This is a genomic window from Moorena sp. SIO4A5, from assembly GCF_010672005.1.
Taxonomy (GTDB): Bacteria; Cyanobacteriota; Cyanobacteriia; order Cyanobacteriales; family Coleofasciculaceae; genus Moorena.
In genome coordinates this window covers 14,263-31,954 of record NZ_JAAHHZ010000078.1, presented here as the reverse complement: position 1 = coordinate 31,954, position 17,692 = coordinate 14,263, and the positions used below count along the sequence as shown (strand labels likewise).

Here is a 17,692-nt window from a genome sequence, read left to right as displayed (position 1 = left end):
AACGGACTGGCGAGATGTTGCTGACCTTGGTCACAACGGATCTGAATTTAAAAGACTTGGATGTCCAAGGGCAAACTTGGCTAAATCGTTATCCCCAACTGGTTGGTGTTTGTGTGAATCATAACCCCCACCGCAGTAATGTCATTTTTGGTTCCCAAACCTATTGTGTTGCCGGTCAGCCATACTTGAGGGAGAACTTTGCTGGTCTTGAGTTGCGGCTGCGACCAGATACGTTTTTCCAAGTTAATACTGAAGCGGCTGAGGTTTTGTTAAACCTAATCATTAAACAGCTAGCCCTGAAAGGCGATGAATGTGTAGTTGATGCTTACTGTGGCATTGGGACGTTTACTCTACCCCTTGCTCAACAGGTAAGCCAAGCTATCGGTATTGAAGTGCAAGCCGCATCAGTAGAGCAAGCTGAGCAAAATGCCTTGAACAATGGGATCACTAATGTGAAATTTCAGGCGGGATCAGTTGACCAGTTACTCCCCCATTTGACTATAGCGCCAGATATTGTCTTACTTGACCCACCCCGTAAGGGATGTTCTCCGGCAGTGATTGACATCCTCAGGCAAGTGGCACCAAAACGGATCGTTTATATCAGCTGTAAGCCAGCTACCCTAGCACGAGACCTCAAACTCCTTTGCCTCAACGGTTACTACCAGTTAACCCACATCCAACCTGCTGACTTCTTTCCTCAAACCTCCCATGTAGAATGTGCTGCTTTTCTCGAGCACTGATATTGGCGTTGCCCAATTGTGGAACACCCAAGCATCATCCCTGATTGGTGATGGGGAATTATTGGTGATGGGGAATTGGCAGCTTACCCAACGGTTGCACGGCCATATAAATAGTTTCTTTATGTATAGTCTTTATGTATAGTCTCAATTATCTACATCAATTATTTACCTATTTGACAGGTATTTCATGAGGAAATTACCCAGAAGGGTCTGGTCTGGGCGAAAATTTTCTGATACTATAGACGTAGGGAATCAGAAATAAACAAGGTTACAGAATATGAGTAACGCTAAATGGCTATTATAGCGCTGTTTAGGCATTTTTGCCATTGAGCTGATAGGTAAAGCAGCGACATTAGTGAAAAACCTATTGAACTAATTAACAGAATAATTAACCATATAGAGGTTGTAGTTTAGCTATGCTAGCAGGAATCTTCATGTTTGAATATAGAAGCCAACCTCAAGAAATCGAGAGTTCCTAGTCCAGTTATCCCTGAGCACGATTCAGCCGTGCTTAGGGGGAACCCGATCAAAATCAGGTATCTAGCCTCCTATTATATCAAGTCCACCAAAAAAAAGCTAGGGGTTTCTTGAGTGATTGCCACATCTTTGAGTCCGGCTGAGTGCGGTTGGGAAACGGTTAGCTTTGCTTCTACCCTTTACCTTTGCCCGATCCTCGATTTGCTTCTTGAACAAATTCCCAATAAATGGCAACCGGAACTCCGGCTGGGATTACAAGAAGCATTAGTGAATGCAGCAAAGCACGGTAATAATTTAGACCCAAGTAAGACCGTAGAGGTTCAATTTTCAGTAGTCAATGGTGAATATTGGTGGGTAATTTCAGATGAAGGGTCTGGTTTTACCCATGGTGACGACCAAGAGACTACCGACGTTAGCCTACCCTGCGATGAATCAGAAAGCGGTAGGGGCATGAGCCTCCTTCACCAAATCTTCGATCAAGTCCTCTGGAATAACCAGGGAACGGAAATTAGGCTTTGTAAACAAGTGAAGCATCCCTCTAAGCGCCCTCTATTTTCCTAATCCCCTATTTCCCTAAGGGTGGCGTTTCCCATGAGTTGGACACGGGGGAGCTGAAATAGAGCGGTCTAGCCATCCAGATGCTTGGCGCAATCGTTCAAGGGCTTCTTCTGGATGTTCATTGAGCAGAAATACCAAAGCAGCAGCAGCCTGCTCACTGGCTCGGGCGGAGCGATTAGACTTGAGGCGATGCCAATCATTGGGTCTGATCGCCAAACGCTCTGCTAAGGCTTGAGCCAATTCCAGAGTGCTAGGTTCGATCTTAGCATCAGTTTTGGGGAATTGGATGGATTCAGGCATTGTTTTTTGAGTGCTGAGTGGGGGAGTGTGTCAGTGCTGACTAACTCCCAACTATTTTAACCTAGGATTTAAGATTGCTATATGCCTCCAGAATCGTTTGATTCATCTTACCGTAATTCAGCAAAAAATAGACAGGATCAACAAGATGTTGCTGAGTTTGAAGAGGAATTGGGTCAGATAGAGCGATCGCTTAATACTCTCAAGAAACGTTATACTCAGGTGCAGCGGGATCAGCGACAGCAAGCTCAACTCCAGGAGCGTCGAGAGCAAGTTAGGAAAGACTTGCGCAAGACTAAAAGTAATCAGACTAATAGTAATAAGACTAAAACTACTAATACTAAAACTAATCGACAAGCCCTAAAGGCTGAGTTAAGGCAAATCCAGGAACAACTGGAAGTCCTGGAGCTGAATTTAGAGAGTCAGTTGTTTTCTTGGCATAGTCTACGGGAACCGTTTTGGCATGGGGTGCGCTTTGGGGGATTGGGTTTGGTGATTGGTTGGATACTTAGGTCTTGTGTGAGTTAGTTACTTGTTGACAGTTGTTCTTGTGTGCCTAAAGCTAAATTCCTAATCCTCGTATCGAATAATCCAGTAACTCCATCGGATGCATTAAGGTAATGTCTTTTCGTTGCAGCTTCAAATGCTTCTTGATCTGCAATGAACAGCCTGGATTCGGGGAAGCAATCAACTCTGCCCCAGTATTCAATAAATTATTCACCTTCTGCTGTCCCAGCTCATCCGCTACTTCCGGTTGCAGCATGTTGTAAACTCCAGCACTACCGCAACACAAGGCGGCATCCATCGGTTCCCGTAAAGTCACTCCTGGAATTTGTCGCAATAACTGTCTCGGTTGTACACTAATCTTCTGTCCATGTAATAGGTGACAAGCATCCTGATAGACAATAGTTAATGGCTCATCCCTAAGCGGTGAAAGGGTTGCAGTTAGTCCCACACTAGCTAGAAATTCCTGGGCATCCTTCACCTTAGCTGCAAATTCCTGAGCTTTTTGGGCATACTCGGGGTCATCTTCGAGGATGTGACCATACTCCTTCAAGGTATGACCGCAGCCAGCAGCATTAATAATGATGGCATCAACTTCTGTGCCCTCAAAGCTATCTATCATTTGTCGTGCCAAGGCTTGAGCTTGGTCAGTTTGTCCTTGGTGTTCTGGCAAAGCGGCACAACAGCCCTGAGTTTTGGGAATCACCACTTCACAGCCATTGGCGGTCAACACCCTGACTGTTGCTTCATTCACTGGGGAGAAAAACAACCGTTGCACACAGCCAAGTATTACCCCTACCCGGTAACGCTTCTTACCCACAGCGGGAATAACATCGGGCAAATTATCCCGAAACGACTCTAGAGTAACCTTTGGCAGCATTGACTCCATGGCTGCTAACCGAGGAGATAGCAGTTTGAGCCAATTCGTAGAGCGCACTAATTTCTGCACGCCCAAGGTCTGGTAGAGATATAAAGGAAACAATAATGAACGCAATCGCCCCGGATAGGGAAACAAGCTAAAAATTAGCTGTCTAAACAGGGAATCTGGAAAACTACGAGGCTGATTTCGCTGAACTTGATGACGAGTGGCGGAGATTAGCTTATCGTACTCAACCCCAGACGGACAAGTTGTCACACAAGCCAAACATCCCAAACAAGAATCAAAATGTTGTGTGCTCCCCTCGGCCAGGGGAGCTTCCCCTTGACTAATTGCATTCATTAAATAGATCCGACCCCGAGGGGAATCCATCTCTTTGCCAAGCACCCGGTAACTTGGACAGGTGGAAAGACAAAAGCCACAATGAACGCAGGAATCAATCAATTCCTGCTTGGGCGGTTTTTCAGCATCAAAACCATTTTGCTTATTCGTGGTTAGTTGTTGGATATTGGTCATTTTTAAAGGTTTAAGGTTGTAATGTTGAAGGTTTAAGGTTTAAGGTTGTAATGTTGAAGGTTTAAGGTTGGAAGGTTTAAGGTTGTAATGTTGAAGGTTGAAGGTTTAAGGTTTAAGGTTTACTGGTGAATGGTGATTGGTAATTTATCATTTATGATTGATATAGCGTTTATGATAGTTATAAGATACTTTCAAGTTTTTTACCCCGACTCCCGACTCCCGACTCCTGACTCCCGACTCCCGACTCCCGTTCCCCTCCTGGGAGGGGTTAGGGGTGGGTTCCGACTCCCTAAAACCCATAAATCAAATTCCTCCAATAAATCGACCAGGACTTAAAACATTTTCTGGGTCAAACTTTTGTTTAATTCCACGCATTACCTCTAATCCATTACCTTGATATCCCCAAACATCTAACTCCTGCTTCAAGGTTATGGGAGCTTCTAATACTGTCATAAATCCTTGTTCAGATTCACAATAACTGCGCATAGTTTTAATCACGTCTAAACTAACTGTTTTGGATTCAAACCACACTTTCCCTAAGCCACTTCTAACATGAATCAATCCCAATCCTCCTAAGCTTTCCAAGGTGTTCAATGTCTTAGCCGCAGCAGTTGGTAATACTCCTATTTTGCAGACAATTGTTGAGGATTGTCCCAATTTCCCAATTGAGTTTGCCAATGATTCCCATAGACTGGTGTCATCCCCGTTACTATAAAAACTATTCCGTAACCCTAACTGTTCTGCAACTGACTGTATTCGAGCACATTGCTCCTTGACACTGTCTGCTACACTTTGGAACCTTACCATCAATCCCATCTCCTGACCAATCCCTAATTCTGTGACTAACTTAGGGGATAATAAGTCTAGTGCTGTGGGAGTCAAGGCTGAGGCTAATACTGTTTTTACAGCTGAGGCAATTCCATCCATTTCACCTGTCAACACAATAGTTTCTGCTGCTTGTGGTATTGGATATAGCCGAAAGGTTGCCTGAGTGATAATTCCGAGGGTGCCATAGGAGCCAGTAAACAGCTTCATCAAATCATATCCAGCGACATTCTTTACCACTCGACCCCCGGCTTTAGCGATTTGTCCATCACTGCGGACAAAGGAAATGCCGAGCAACATATCCCGAACCCCTCCATAGCGTTGACTTAGGGAGCCACTGTCTGCGGTAGCAATAATACCTCCAATGGTTGCTTCTTGGGGATTAGCTGGATCTAATGCTAGAAATTGACCGGTTTTTGATAAAATTGCTTGTAAGTCAGCTAATTTCACTCCGGCTTCTACGGTAACTGTCAAGTCTCCTACGGCGTGGTCAATGATTTGGTTTAGGTGCTTGGTACTAACTACCACATCAATGTCTTTACCGATACCTCCCCAGCCTAATTTACTGCCGTTACCACAGGGGAGGAGATGATAATGTTGGGAATGAGCTAGACCTATGACTTGGGCTAGTTGCTCGGGTGTGCTAGGGTAAATGATACTCTTGGGAAGGGTGTCGGGAGCAATGGCTGGTTTGATTCGCTCTTGCCAGCTTGGGTCTAGGTTTTCCCAGGTGTAGATATTGGAATTTTCGACAATTGGTTCGAGGGTTGAAGCGATCGCATTCATAGAAGTTGAGGGGGTTTGTTGATCAGATTGTGGGATAATCCATATAGTAATCGTAAGGGATTGGTGAACAAAAACAGATCCTGATCGTCTTTCCTATCAGCTTATAACTGTGTGTTAGAGCTACAAACAGTACAGCGAACCTTTATTGAGAGAAAGCGGAAATGTCTGTCAATTATGCTGATTCCTATTGGCAATATCTCGAAAGTGCTGGTCTGAATCTGGATTCAGAGGCTTTATCTACTGTAGAGACCAGTATTGAAAGTACGTCTTGGGATAATCCGACTTCTGCTATAGAATTGAACAACTGTGCTGTAGTAGCATTAATTGAAGCTGAGCAATGTGAAAACTCATCCCTACGTGCCATGTATCTGGAGATGGCTTTTGAGGCTTTGAATCAGGGAATTGAGTTGTCTGGTCATCCCCTGTGTGCTGCTCATTTAGCTTTAGTTTTCGCCATGACTGGAGAAATGGAGCAGGGGATACAAACAGCATTTCCAACGTTAATTAATACCCTACATCCTGCTGATATTAATGAGCAATCCATTCCTCTAGGACTAGTTTATCTACCTCCTGGAAATGACTTTACAGATAATCGGTATGAGCAATTGGCTCACATTATAGACGCTGAGGATGGCTACGCTCAATCAATTTTTTTGTTAAGTGAGGTTTTATGTCGCTCACAATTGGTATTTTATAATGCTACGGGATTAAGATTTCTCCATCTTGCTGTTCAACTATTCTCCGATTCCCCCTCTATTCATTTAAAGTTGGGAATTGCTAGCCTGATCAATAGTCAATGGGAAGGATTATTTAATTTACACCAGGCTAAAAATTTGGCTCCATATTCTGCTAGGATTATACAATCCCTATACCTCGCTTATCGAGATTTAGGACAGATAGACTTAGCTAAGTATTGGCGAAATATGGGGCTAGCTAGGGCTGGCGATATTAAGGACGAAAATTCGGATTTAATCGGGTTTGAATGGACTGAATTGGAGGTTGAAAGTCCATTTACTTATGTGACCTTTGAAGAACAGTTACTATTAGCGGTTGAGCCAAGTCTCCGGAGTTTGGTGACAAGTGTGTTAATTGCTCAAGGAGACTGGTTTGAAAAAGAAATGGAGTTTTGGCGCAACTGGCTCCAACCTGGAATGACTGTTATTGATGTTGGTGCTAATGTGGGAGTCTACACTTTTAGTGCTGCTTTACGAGTAGGACCAGAAGGGTGTGTGCTAGCGGTTGAACCGTTTTCTGGTTGTGTTCGTTGTTTAGAAGAAACCTGTACTATTAATCAGTTAGACTGGGTGAAAGTGTGTGCAGGAGCAGCTAGCGATCGCAATGGTACAGCTCAACTGGCTCTTCATGGTGCGAGCGAACTTAATGAAATTGTTTCTAGTGATGAACAAGCAACTGTAAAATCTGGTAATTTTGAGGAAGTTTCCTGCTTTACTCTGGATAGTTTGATGGAGCAAGAAGCTATTAGCAAGGTTGATTTGTTGAAAATTGATGCAGAAGGTCACGAACTGCAAGTTTTAGCAGGGAGCAACAGGATTTTGACGGAATTTACCCCAACGATACTGTACGAAAATATTGCAGGGAGTCGGGGGAGTAACCTAGCTGTTGCTGATTTTCTCATATCCAAGAACTATCAACTATATCAATATCAGCCTTACCTAGGGCAGCTAATTCCGATAAATTCTAGGGAAGATTTACAAGGAAGACTGAATATTATTGCGTTGCCTGAAAATATAGCAAGGGAAGAATAGTTGAAGATATAGTATTTTGGTTTCAAGGGAACAGGGAACGGGGAACAGGGAACAGTGCTAATATTTGATTGTTTCGGTACTTCAATTCATTGTTATCACTTCCGTTATTAATTTTTTGGTACTGGTGGAATATGTTAAAAAAAAGTAGTTAAATCAAGCAACAGTCAACAGGCAACATACAAAGGTTTATAAGATCCGTTTACCCTGCCTGCATAGCCGGGGGTTTACAGCGATTAATTCCAAGAACAAGGTTAATGAGCAGCAGTTGAGCTTCATCACTACTTTCAGATCACCACCCAGTCATCAAGGAGCTGCTGCACTCTCGCCAACAGATTCAGTCCAAAAAAATCTTCTTATTCGGCGATGAGTTTCCAACGCATAGATCCAGCGAGCAAGAAACATAATGAACTTACCGAGAACATGAACTGGCAAGGCCATAGGTCGGAGAACATCAACAATGAGAACTGCACGCAATTCATCAGCATTATTGATAATTTCGTGTTCCCAACTATCATCAAATAAAACACCCTCACCTTCTTTCCAAGAATATTCACAGTCCTTGATTTTGAGAATGGGAGGATTGTGCTTGGGTACTTTCAAACCTAAGTGATAGCGTAGATAATAGCGGGATGGACTAGTATGTAGGGGAATAGATTTACCTGGATCGAGTATCGAAAAAAAGCCTTGACAAAGATTAGGAATACTATCCAACAACGCACAAGTTTCCGGACAAAGCTCTCGATTAAACTGAGGTTTTTCGCCATAGCAAAACAGCATATATATATTCCAACGTTTGTCACGATTGTACCGTCCAGACGCATAGAGCAAATCGTCATCAATTTCGTGATAGCGAGGCATTCGATCTTGATGGACAAGGACTGCTTCTAATTCAGCCTTAATGACTGCATAATGTTGCTCAAATATTTTTAAAGTTGGGTAATCTTCTTCAATATTAAAAAACACTGGTCGATGATTGCCACCGATAAATATATTAAAAATCGGATTGAAAATAGCAACAATTTTATAAGTCACCAGACGATTTTTAATAATGCAGTACAAGCGTTTTAGATTCATGGTCTGTATCCTTTAATCTACAACTACTACTTGAGTGTCACATGGACTCCCTAAACTTATGAAAATTTTTCAGCGAACTTTGAGGAACTGAAGGAAAACGCCTAAAAGACAGTTAGGTTACTGAGCTTATGCTAGTAGTTTTCTGTTTAACAGGTAAAGCCACCATCGACAACTATGTTCTGGCCAGTAATAAACCGGGCTTCCTCAGAGAGAAGGAATCTGATTAAACCAACAACGTCATCGACATTGCCGAGGCGACCCATAGGGGTGTGTTGGATAATACGTTGTTTTTCTTCTTCAGGTGTGTTGTCAGCCATGCTAGTGGTAAGCAATCCAGGAGCTACAGCATTAACACGTACTTGGCGACTTCCAACCTCACGGGCTAGACAACGACTAAAACCTTCAAGGGCACTTTTAGTGGCACCGTATACAGAGAGACCAGCAGCACCCCGGTGGCCAGAGATTGAACTGAGATTAACAATGGAGCCGCTGCTGTTGCGGAGCATGTAAGGTAAGACTAGACGGGTAACACGGATAACTGCTTCAAGATTAATGGCAAGCAGTTGTTGTACAAGCTGGTCGCGGGTGAGTGATAAAAATTGGCCTTGGCTTTGGCCAGCATTGTTCACCAGACCAGTGATATTTTTATAACGTCTTGCTACCGTTTTGATGAAGGTGGTGGTTTGTTCGGGATCGGTGAGATCAAGTTGTTGCCAGTAAAATTGTTCTTCCTGGGGATCAGAGTTGCGCATATCATAAATAAATTTAGATTCAACCCGGCTACAAGTAGCGACAAATTGTCCACGCTTGAGGGCATCCCGCACGATTGCTTCACCTAGGCCACGGCTACCACCTGTTACAATTAATACGCCCTCTGAAGTCATAATTTCTGTCTCTTCAAGTATTGCTATTGTTCCACCAGTAATTGTGATTTATCGACGCTAGGGACTAAATTCTCTATGGTTGTAGAGTTTCCTTTAGACTAAGGGAAGTAAAGTGTCAAGTAATCCTGTCCAATAGTATCTCTGTCACTCCTGAAATCGTTGTAGGGCCAAGACTCCATTTAAGCCACCAAAAGCAAAAGAATGGCTAAGGGCATAGTCGCCATCTAGGGGAGTGGCAGCACCAGTAATCAGGTTCAGCTTGCAGTCAGGGTCGGGGACATGGGTGATAGTATTGGGGGGTGCAGTGCGGTGTTGAAGCGCGAGAACTGTAGCAATACATTCCAGCGCACCAGCAGCACCAAGGGTATGACCATGATGAGCTTTGCTGGAGGAGACTTTGACGGTGCTAGCATGGCTACCAAAAACTTGATGAATGGCAGCAGTTTCGGCGATATCATTTAGTTTAGTACCAGTGCCATGAGCATTAATATAAATTACTTCTTCCTGCTTCCACTTGGCTGCTTGAATTGCAGTGCGGATGCAGTGAGCCATTGTGTCGGCGTCAGGTTGGATCCAGTCTTTAGCTGAAGCATTGTGAGCAAAACCAACGATTTCCCCATGAATAGTAGCATTGCGGGCGCGGGCAGAGGCTAGAGATTCCAGCACTAGCACACCTGCACCTTCGCCAAGAATGATACCGTTGCGGCTGGCACAAAACGGCCGACAACCGTCTGGGCTAAGTACCCCCATCTGCTGCCAACTTCGGTACAGGCTGTAGGATGGCAGTTGTTCGCTGCCACCGGCTAGAATCAATTCTGCACAGCCGTTACGAATTGATTGGTAGGCTTGGCCAATGGCGTGGGTACCAGAGGCACAAGCACTGGACACAGCATAGTGAATACCTTGCAAGCCATAGGCTAGGGAAACAGCACTCACAGCACCGTTAGCCATGGCGCGGATGATAGTTTGTGGTGAAGGTGGGCGTTGTTTGATATAGGCTCGATAGGTAGCTTCGTTGCGGGATTCATCACCGCCAACAGCAGTGCCAAGAATTACTCCCACTTGTTGACGACGCTCAAGAATAACATCCTTACCAGCCTGTTGCAATGCCTGCTCTGCAGCGAGTACGGCATAACGGGCAAAATCATCCAGTAAGTGTGGGGAAATCTTGCCAGGTAAGTCATCTGGCAAGTTTGATGATACAGCCGCCGCCAACCATGACTGATGGCTTGGCCATTGTTTGCTGTTTCGCACTTGTATTTGGATGCTGCTCTCTCCAGCACATAGGCGTTGCCAGTAGCTGTCCAGGGTATTGCCAAGAGGAGAAACAAGACCCATACCAGTAATCACAACTCGGCGGCTGCTATTATTGCTTCTGAACGGAGCAGACATCGATCACCTCGCTTTTATCTTACCGATGTAACAGCTAATACTGCGTTGAGACCACCCAGAGCAAAGGAGTTGGACAGAGCCACTGATATACGCTGTTCGCGGCTATGATTGGGTATATAATCCAAGTCACACTTTGGGTCAGGTGTGGTGAAATTTGCAGTGGGTGGCAGCAGCCCTTCCTGTAGGCTCAAAACAGTAGCAATCAATTCAAAACCTCCAGAGGCACCGAGAGCATGTCCATGACTCGCTTTGGTGGATGATACCGCTAAGTGGGTTGCATGGGCATCAAACAGTTGTTTGATTGCTTCATTCTCTACTTGATCGTTGGACTGGGTACCAGTACCGTGAGCATTGATGTAATCGACCTGTTTCGGTTTTAAACCAGCACGATCCAAGGCTAGTTGCATGGCTTTTATCGGCCCATGAACCACTGGATTGACTGGGTCACTAGCGTCAGCACTCATACCAATACCTGCTAGTTCTGCATAGATTGGGGCATGGCGCTCCCTGGCTGCTGCTAAAGTTTCCAGAGTGATTACTCCTGCTCCTTCTCCCAAAGCCATACCAGTCCGACCAGAGGAAAAAGGGCGGCAGGTGTCAGTCGCTAACACTCCCATGGCTTGAAAGGCTACCAGGGTGGAGAACATTACACAAGCTTCTGCACCACCAGTGACAGCATAACGGGCTTGACCATGGCGTAACATTAAGTAGGCTTGAGCAATAGCATGGGTACCCGATGCACAGCCAGTATGAACGACAAAAGCAGGACCGGTAAAACCAAAATGCATGGAAATCCCGCACACCACTGCCTGATGGTTAGTACGAGTCACCAAAGCTGGATTACAACGTTTCTTTCCCTGATAAAAAAAACGGACTGCTTCGTTTTCTCGACTGGCCTCGCCACCACTGGTAGAACCAAGAATTACTGCGACTTCACTCCTAGGTAGTTGAGTTAGATCCCATGCAGCATCGTTGATAGCTTCATGAGCAGCTACCAGGGCATATTGGCTGAAGGGATCAAGCAAGGGCTGTTGGGGTGTTTTGATATGGTGTTGTAATTGAAATTCAGTCACTGGTGCTGCTGGGACAGTTATGCTGTGGCCAGCTTGGGCACGAGTTGTAGGCGCAATTGCGCTGTGACCTTCTACGACCTGGTTCCAAAAGGGGCGCACACCGACACCATGAGCAGAGACACAACCTAAACCAGTAATAACGACCCGTTCGTCATCGCTGAGGATGCTCATTAGGTAGCTACTCCCTGAAGGTTCTTCTTGGCAAGCAGTTTCGCTATAAATTCACAGGCTGCACCGATCGTATCAAAGTCAATTAGAGTGTGGGCCTCAATTTCAATATCATAATGATCCTCGATTTCAAAGACAATCATCGCCATTTCCATAGAAGTGATACGGTAGTCGTCAAATCGAGTGGCGAGGCTTAATTCAGTCTCCAACAGGGAAGGCTTGACCTTACGGATGGCAGCATAAACTACTTCTTCAATAGTTGACACGGCTTTTCTCCTGAATCATGGGCAATCTTATTACTTACATGGGCAATCTTAGCTCACCGTAACTTGCAACTGGCTCGTAATAATATTGTCATTGGCATCAGTGGCTTTGAGAGTGTAGAGAGTACTTTGAGTGGGTGTAACGTTTAACTTGCCTCGGGCGATTTGATCGTGGCTAATGGGGGTGGAGCAGCCATCATCCGACTCTAGGGAGAGAGAGGTGGCTAGTACTGTTTGCCATTGTAGCTCGACCTCTGTACCAGGGCTTACATTATTACTGCTGCTTAGAAATACTTGGATCTGTAAGGCTTCGTAATCCCCCAGATATTGAACGAGTGGACCACGAGGACCTGTGGCAGTCAGTTTAAAGTAGCTGCCCCCTTCAACATAGTGTTGTTCAACATTTGTAAAGCCATTGGTGACTTGGACTTGAAAAGTGTTGGTTGTCTCGAAGTTTGGGTAGCGAAAATAGTCGATCGTCACTGGATTAAAGGGAATTTCCACCGAGGCAAATACTGGTTGATCAGCACCTGTAGCACGCCAAGTATAGGTAACTGATTCAGCATTACCCACTAACATTTGCTGGGGTTTTACCTCCAGAGAACCGCTGGTGGGTTGTGGGACTACCCCCTGAGGTAAAGTCAGTTGTACAGTTTCGGCGTATTCTACATTCCACTCCAACTTAACTTCTGCATCAAGGTCGATCGGAGGTTGATTTTGTGGTTCCACCTTCCTAAATACAGGTGGACTAATGGTGACTGTTACATTGTCGCGGGCAAATTTTTGATCTGGCGTCCAGGCCGTGAGGGAATACGTGACTTGGGGTGCTTCAGGAGTGACATCCTGGGATGGTGTAGTCGGATACTCACCACTGGTGTCAACCTGTTTATTGATCGGTTGAATGATCACATAAGCAGCCTTAGCTGCATTCCATTTCAAATCGGTGGTTTGGTTACGACCCACAGTAGAGGGGATTGCTTGAGCAACAATACTAAGCTGGGCTTCATTTTTTTGTATCGTAAACTCAGTTTGTCCTGGGGTCATCTGAACAAACTCTTCCAAAACCACTTTGGCGTTACCTTGAACTGGATTGATGATCACATTGTTCAGTTCGAAAACTAGCGAAGCATTGGCATTGATGGTGAAATTTTGGGTGGGTGAAATAATAAAGTTGTACTCTCCACCCTGATTAGTCGCGTTAAAGCGCCACTTATCCGGTGCTTGAGTGCTAATCTCATTCAAGTTAGGGGTCAGATCGCTAGCCTCATCTCCTACCGGCACCGCCAAATAAATTGCATTCCTAGTATTTAAGGAGAGAGGGGTAGAGCCATTTGTAGCCACTAGGGTAAAGCTCTTGCGGGTATTGGCTTGCACCGTGGTGGGATTAAAAGTATAGGTCAATACTGTGGACATGAGTTATGGCTCCCAAAAAATGATTGATTACGTTTATGGTAAACGTCGGGTTTACAACGCCGGGTTGATAAGATTTACGGTTTCTGCAATCCCAGGGCACCGCTTAGCTTTAGCCAACCCTCGTTCACATTAGGTCGTGTGGACGGTAGCTGGGCGCTAGAAGTAGAGCTAGTTAATGGATCTGACTCACGCCAGGTCGTGACCCCAGACCGTTCTACCCAAGTCCAGTCCCCTTTAATTGCGGCAGGCAGCGGTAACTGGATCTCGGTACTGTTGAGCAGAACAGGTCCAGCGCGGAAGGTAACAAACATATTATTAAGGGCCAGGGTAACCGGTCCTGGTGACAACGTTAGGTATTGTACGGGCAGGTATCCGCTGATGACTGGAATTGACCCGCGTGGATCGACCAGCAAGGTCAGGTCATGTGTGGTGGTGCCATCTGGTGGCAAATGGAGTTGGGGATTACTGACAATGTAAGGGTCACTGGCAGCTTCAGCATTATCATTATTGCTATCCAGTTGCTGGGCGATCTGGGCTAGCATTTGGGACTCTGGTAATCGTCGATCGGCCAGCGTGCGGCGAGGAACAGCCAACTTAGGCGTATACCCATGATAAGGATAAAACTGGCTGTAGTCGTTGTCCAGAAAATATCCCATGACTCCATTACCACTCAGACCTATGTCACCGATCCGGAGTGGCAGACTAACCTCAGTAAAACCATCCGTAATCTGCTTGCTGGTATTTTCCCAAGCCTGATTAGTAGCAGGCGTACCATCCACCTCCAGCGTAATCCGAGCACGCACCACCGCCAGAGGACGACCCAGCAGAATCGCTAGATTTCCTTGCATGGGCTGTCCAAGTGGATCGACTTTCCAGAGACTGGCATCGATTACATCCAATAGACAGCTCAAAGCATCACTACCCTGGGCACCGCGTAGCAATAAGCCATTAACAAAGCTATTAAGATGTTGCAATTGACTACCAAAGTTGGGAGCTGCTCCAAGGGGGGTATTGCTACCAGGCACTGCATCCCAACGCAGGCCGGTTTCCTGGTCCCTGTCGCTGTTGCCAGCATCGATCGTGATGACTTCGCCAAGGTTGTTGCCCCAGGGATCGAATACGGTCAAGCTATGGTTAATATGGTTGGGGATGACCCAGCCGCTGATGGGACTGGTGAGATCGCTCGAGTTAGTGGGGATCGTATCATCATCAAATTGGACTAACCGAAAATCGAAGCGCAAGTCTTGAGTAACACGAGGAGTGAGCTGGATGTAGCGAGTATTGGTTTCACCTGGTGTAATGAAGCTCTTGCTCCGAATAGGTTGTAAATTATTGGACAATTGTGAACCACGCAGGATTTGCCCAAAAGCATCGACAACCTCAATACGAGTAACCCGCAAGTGTCCGGCGTGGAGGGGAAAGAACAAACTGCTACCTGCCGCTGGTAGGAAGTTTTCAGCATCTGCGAGTAGCTGCGCCATATTGCCCAAGTCATCCGGGCTGAGCTTGTTCATCTGTTGCAGACGCATGATCAGTTCTTCAATCAGACCAGACATAGCCTGTGTAACCACATCAAACTGACCCAGAGTCTCCGCCATTTCTCGTAACTTCTCTTGCACCGAAATTGGCAAGTCTGATAAATTTGGATTCGAATCCAAAAAGTCATAGAGTTTTTCCTGGAGGCCCAGTGCTATCTGGCCGTTGAGTATGGCTCGCCCAGAGTAGGTTTCATCCTTGGCAGTAACTTGGGTGCCGTTCCACTCAAAATCTACTTCTCCTAGGCTCCATTGGTTGAGCATGTCCTGGGGTGTAGTAGCACTGGGATGCCACTCGATTTCCCAGTCCATGTATATAGGTGCCCAGGGTGGTGTCCAAGCTGCAACGGCAGCATTAAAGGGCGGTACACCTTTAAAACCAGCGGTTTCAGAAATTGTACGCACATCCACTAACCTAGTCGCATCCTGGTTCCAAAGTAGGGTTTGTTGGCGTTGGATTTGAGCTGTTAGGTCGTTAAGCTGGGTTGGGGTCGGTGTCACACCAGCTTTTTGAAAATTGCGCTGAGCTAGCAAAAGAGCACTGTTGGTGTCAAGTAAAAAAGTCTCAAACCAGAAGTCGTGGATCTCCTTGGGAATCTGTACCCCAGTGGGCCAAGTGATATCGGTGAAGTCATCCGCACTAAGAGTCTCGTTTACCGTTATGCCGTCACCACTGTAGTTGATGGTTAGAGCACTTAAAGTTTGACCTGTGAAACGAGTAAACAAGGTGTCTTCATCATCGTATACGCCAGGGGGAGCAAACTTAGTATCTTGATTGGTTCCTGCCAGCAATATGACTGGATCTTGCCGTTGCTCAAAGCGTGGCTGGTTTTGAGTATTGAGTTTCAGCTTCAGAGGAGCCAACAATTCCCTCAAGGCCTGGGCCTGCTGGTCCACTTGTTGAGATCCCTGGGTCACCTTGGAGTTGTAGCTATTTACTAAGGGAGTAAGGCGATTGATTTCCTTTTGAATCAGGGGTAATAAAATCGGCCCTTGCGGGAGAGGGTAATTGGCTAGCTTCCAGTAGGCAGCATACAGGGACCATTTCAGAGAGGCGAGCATCTCTCGGTCTTGATTGAGGGTTGCTTGGGTGGTGTTGAGTCGTGTCAGAGCGTCAGTTGTCGTTTGGTCTAGGGGAACACTTGTTGCGCCCGACGGAATCTCGCCATTGCTAGGCTCAGTGGTTTGCTCCTGATAAACCACCCAGCGATCGCCCGCACTCGTCGAACCAAAACGAGCGGCATGGGACTTAGTCTCAAACGTCCTCTGATTGCTGGCATAGTCAAACACCATATCCTCTTGGAAGGCCAACAACAGATCCTCAGCATCCGGAGCATCAATCGCATCTGCTAGCCAAGCCGCCATTGCCTCAGGACCATTGGCTCCGATCGCAACAGCTGGGGGATGCTCACCCTGCAAAATGGCATTAATCGGATAAAACTGGTTAAATCCCTGCCAATCTAGCTTGTAGATAAACCCGTGACAGAGACTTTGAGCGGGCAAATTCTTTTGTGCATCAGTCAGGGGCGGGCCCCCAGTAATCGGATGCTGCTGCAACCAAGCTTGCCAATCCTGCTCCGCAGCATTTTGGTCAGCCTCACTCCCCACCGTCCATTGCAGGTGAGTCATAATCTCTTGCCACTCTTGCTCCGTTGTAAAGCCATCAGGAGACGATTCAGTTTTACCGAACAACTGATCGTCCGCTGGTGTGCTGTACCAACCGCAGACACTGTAGCTGTACCAACCGACAGAAGCATTCTGCATATCGTCATGAAAGGCCAGCACATTGGTCATATTGTCGTAAATGGCAACATAGGTAGCGTCGCCTGGCCCCATGGCACGTAAAAACGGTTCGCCAGAGTAGGTCGTCGTTGTGCCGTTCCAGCTAGCCAAGTCAAAACGACGACCAATATAGTAAGTCTGACTGCCGCCTGTCGGATCTGGGTAGACATGGGTTCCATTGGGGGTGGAACCAAGATAGTCACTTTCCAAAACCCAAACTGTGAGGGAAGGTACAGCACCCGGCTCAGCAATAAAGGTACGGGTCACTAACCATCGATTGGGAAGCAAGGGGAAATCAACAGCGCCATTCGCTTGAGTTTGACCATGACGCAAAGCACTGGGCACAGTCCAAAGTAAGTGAATACCTAGCTTAGGCGGATTGCTCGATGACCGATAGGAAAAGGGTGGCGGTTGGGGTTGTCCTAAGGGCAACCCGAGTTGATTAAACTGCACACCCACAACAGCCCAGTTGCCGACTTGATTGTTTTGACCCACCATTAGGGCTTCTAAATAAATCGGCACGAAGAGTCGCGGGCCCGCCCAAAGTGGGTTATTGATTGGTGTGGTATTACTCATAGCTTAGGGTAGGGATACGAGTGTAGGCAGTACAGCTTGATACTTTAGGATAAACCTATCAAAAAGGCTCAGTAATATTTAAGATTTAAGATAGAGTGAAGCCTTTGCTCAAAAGCAATTTTCGGATTGTATCATTCAACGATAAACTTCTTGTGGTTTAATAATATTTGGCATAATCACACACAT

16 protein-coding genes are annotated in these 17,692 nt (G+C 46.0%); 6 read left to right on the top strand and 10 right to left on the bottom strand.

Translation table 11 applies throughout. The features are described 5' to 3' along the window. The 3 genes from rlmD to F6K57_RS22250 all read left to right on the top strand — a co-directional run. On the top strand, window positions 1–740 hold a 740-nt coding region (rlmD, locus tag F6K57_RS22260), incomplete at its 5' end, for a 23S rRNA (uracil(1939)-C(5))-methyltransferase RlmD (RefSeq protein WP_293070701.1). 16 nt (window positions 741–756) lie between these two features. After that, entirely contained in the window at window positions 757–882 is a 126-nt protein-coding gene (locus F6K57_RS22255; RefSeq protein ID WP_293017402.1) for a hypothetical protein, read from the top strand. A gap of 449 nt (window positions 883–1,331) precedes the next feature. Then, window positions 1,332–1,778 (top strand): anti-sigma regulatory factor, encoded by a 447-nt coding sequence (locus F6K57_RS22250; protein WP_293017401.1) that lies wholly within the window; start codon window positions 1,332–1,334, stop codon window positions 1,776–1,778. A gap of 12 nt (window positions 1,779–1,790) precedes the next feature. On the opposite strand, the gene F6K57_RS22245 is transcribed toward F6K57_RS22250, so the two are convergent. Further along, on the bottom strand, window positions 1,791–2,075 hold the full coding sequence (locus F6K57_RS22245) for a DUF6439 family protein (RefSeq protein WP_293017400.1): 285 nt from the start codon (window positions 2,073–2,075) through the stop codon (window positions 1,791–1,793). An 81-nt stretch (window positions 2,076–2,156) separates the two neighbouring features. Between F6K57_RS22245 and F6K57_RS22240 the strand changes: the two genes are divergently transcribed. Next, complete coding sequence (locus F6K57_RS22240) at window positions 2,157–2,600, top strand: DUF2203 domain-containing protein (RefSeq protein WP_293070700.1); 444 nt, start codon at window positions 2,157–2,159, stop codon at window positions 2,598–2,600. A 34-nt stretch (window positions 2,601–2,634) separates the two neighbouring features. On the opposite strand, the gene F6K57_RS22235 is transcribed toward F6K57_RS22240, so the two are convergent. Continuing rightward, window positions 2,635–3,969: a heterodisulfide reductase-related iron-sulfur binding cluster gene (locus F6K57_RS22235; RefSeq protein WP_293070699.1), complete on the bottom strand. Its 1,335-nt coding sequence runs from the start codon at window positions 3,967–3,969 to the stop codon at window positions 2,635–2,637. Window positions 3,970–4,140: 171 nt separating this feature from the next. On the opposite strand from F6K57_RS22235, the gene F6K57_RS22230 reads away from it, so the two are divergent. Then, entirely contained in the window at window positions 4,141–4,305 is a 165-nt protein-coding gene (locus tag F6K57_RS22230; protein ID WP_293070698.1) for a hypothetical protein, read from the top strand. Here the strand turns inward: F6K57_RS22230 and F6K57_RS22225 are convergent. After that, window positions 4,273–5,580 carry an FAD-binding oxidoreductase gene (locus tag F6K57_RS22225; protein ID WP_293070697.1) on the bottom strand — a complete coding sequence of 436 codons (1,308 nt, stop codon included), beginning with the start codon at window positions 5,578–5,580 and terminating at the stop codon, window positions 4,273–4,275. The two genes, F6K57_RS22230 and F6K57_RS22225, sit on opposite strands and share 33 nt — an antisense overlap. 161 nt (window positions 5,581–5,741) lie before the next feature. Here F6K57_RS22225 and F6K57_RS22220 point away from each other — a divergent pair, with 161 nt between their 5' ends. Then, window positions 5,742–7,346, top strand: a complete 1,605-nt coding sequence (locus F6K57_RS22220; protein ID WP_293070696.1) for an FkbM family methyltransferase — start codon at window positions 5,742–5,744, stop codon at window positions 7,344–7,346. A 303-nt stretch (window positions 7,347–7,649) separates the two neighbouring features. Here the strand turns inward: F6K57_RS22220 and F6K57_RS22215 are convergent, their stop codons facing one another. From F6K57_RS22215 to F6K57_RS22185, 7 genes are all read right to left on the bottom strand, one after another. Then, window positions 7,650–8,420, bottom strand: a complete 771-nt coding sequence (locus tag F6K57_RS22215) for an aspartyl/asparaginyl beta-hydroxylase domain-containing protein (RefSeq protein WP_293017394.1) — start codon at window positions 8,418–8,420, stop codon at window positions 7,650–7,652. Window positions 8,421–8,566: 146 nt separating this feature from the next. Then, complete coding sequence (locus tag F6K57_RS22210; protein ID WP_293017393.1) at window positions 8,567–9,304, bottom strand: SDR family oxidoreductase; 738 nt, start codon at window positions 9,302–9,304, stop codon at window positions 8,567–8,569. Between the two features lie 144 nt (window positions 9,305–9,448). Further along, window positions 9,449–10,696, bottom strand: a complete 1,248-nt coding sequence (locus tag F6K57_RS22205) for a beta-ketoacyl-[acyl-carrier-protein] synthase family protein (RefSeq protein ID WP_293017392.1) — start codon at window positions 10,694–10,696, stop codon at window positions 9,449–9,451. 14 nt (window positions 10,697–10,710) lie between these two features. After that, window positions 10,711–11,940 carry a beta-ketoacyl-[acyl-carrier-protein] synthase family protein gene (locus tag F6K57_RS22200; protein WP_293017391.1) on the bottom strand — a complete coding sequence of 410 codons (1,230 nt, stop codon included), beginning with the start codon at window positions 11,938–11,940 and terminating at the stop codon, window positions 10,711–10,713. Further along, entirely contained in the window at window positions 11,940–12,203 is a 264-nt protein-coding gene (locus F6K57_RS22195; protein WP_293017390.1) for an acyl carrier protein, read from the bottom strand. The genes F6K57_RS22200 and F6K57_RS22195 overlap by 1 nt, the downstream gene beginning before the upstream one ends. A 48-nt stretch (window positions 12,204–12,251) precedes the next feature. Continuing rightward, a complete protein-coding gene (locus F6K57_RS22190) occupies window positions 12,252–13,613 on the bottom strand; it encodes a hypothetical protein (RefSeq protein ID WP_293017389.1) in 1,362 nt (453 codons plus the stop codon). A 74-nt stretch (window positions 13,614–13,687) separates the two neighbouring features. Further along, window positions 13,688–17,452 carry a hypothetical protein gene (locus tag F6K57_RS22185; protein ID WP_293070695.1) on the bottom strand — a complete coding sequence of 1,255 codons (3,765 nt, stop codon included), beginning with the start codon at window positions 17,450–17,452 and terminating at the stop codon, window positions 13,688–13,690. Window positions 17,453–17,692 lie beyond the last annotated feature (240 nt).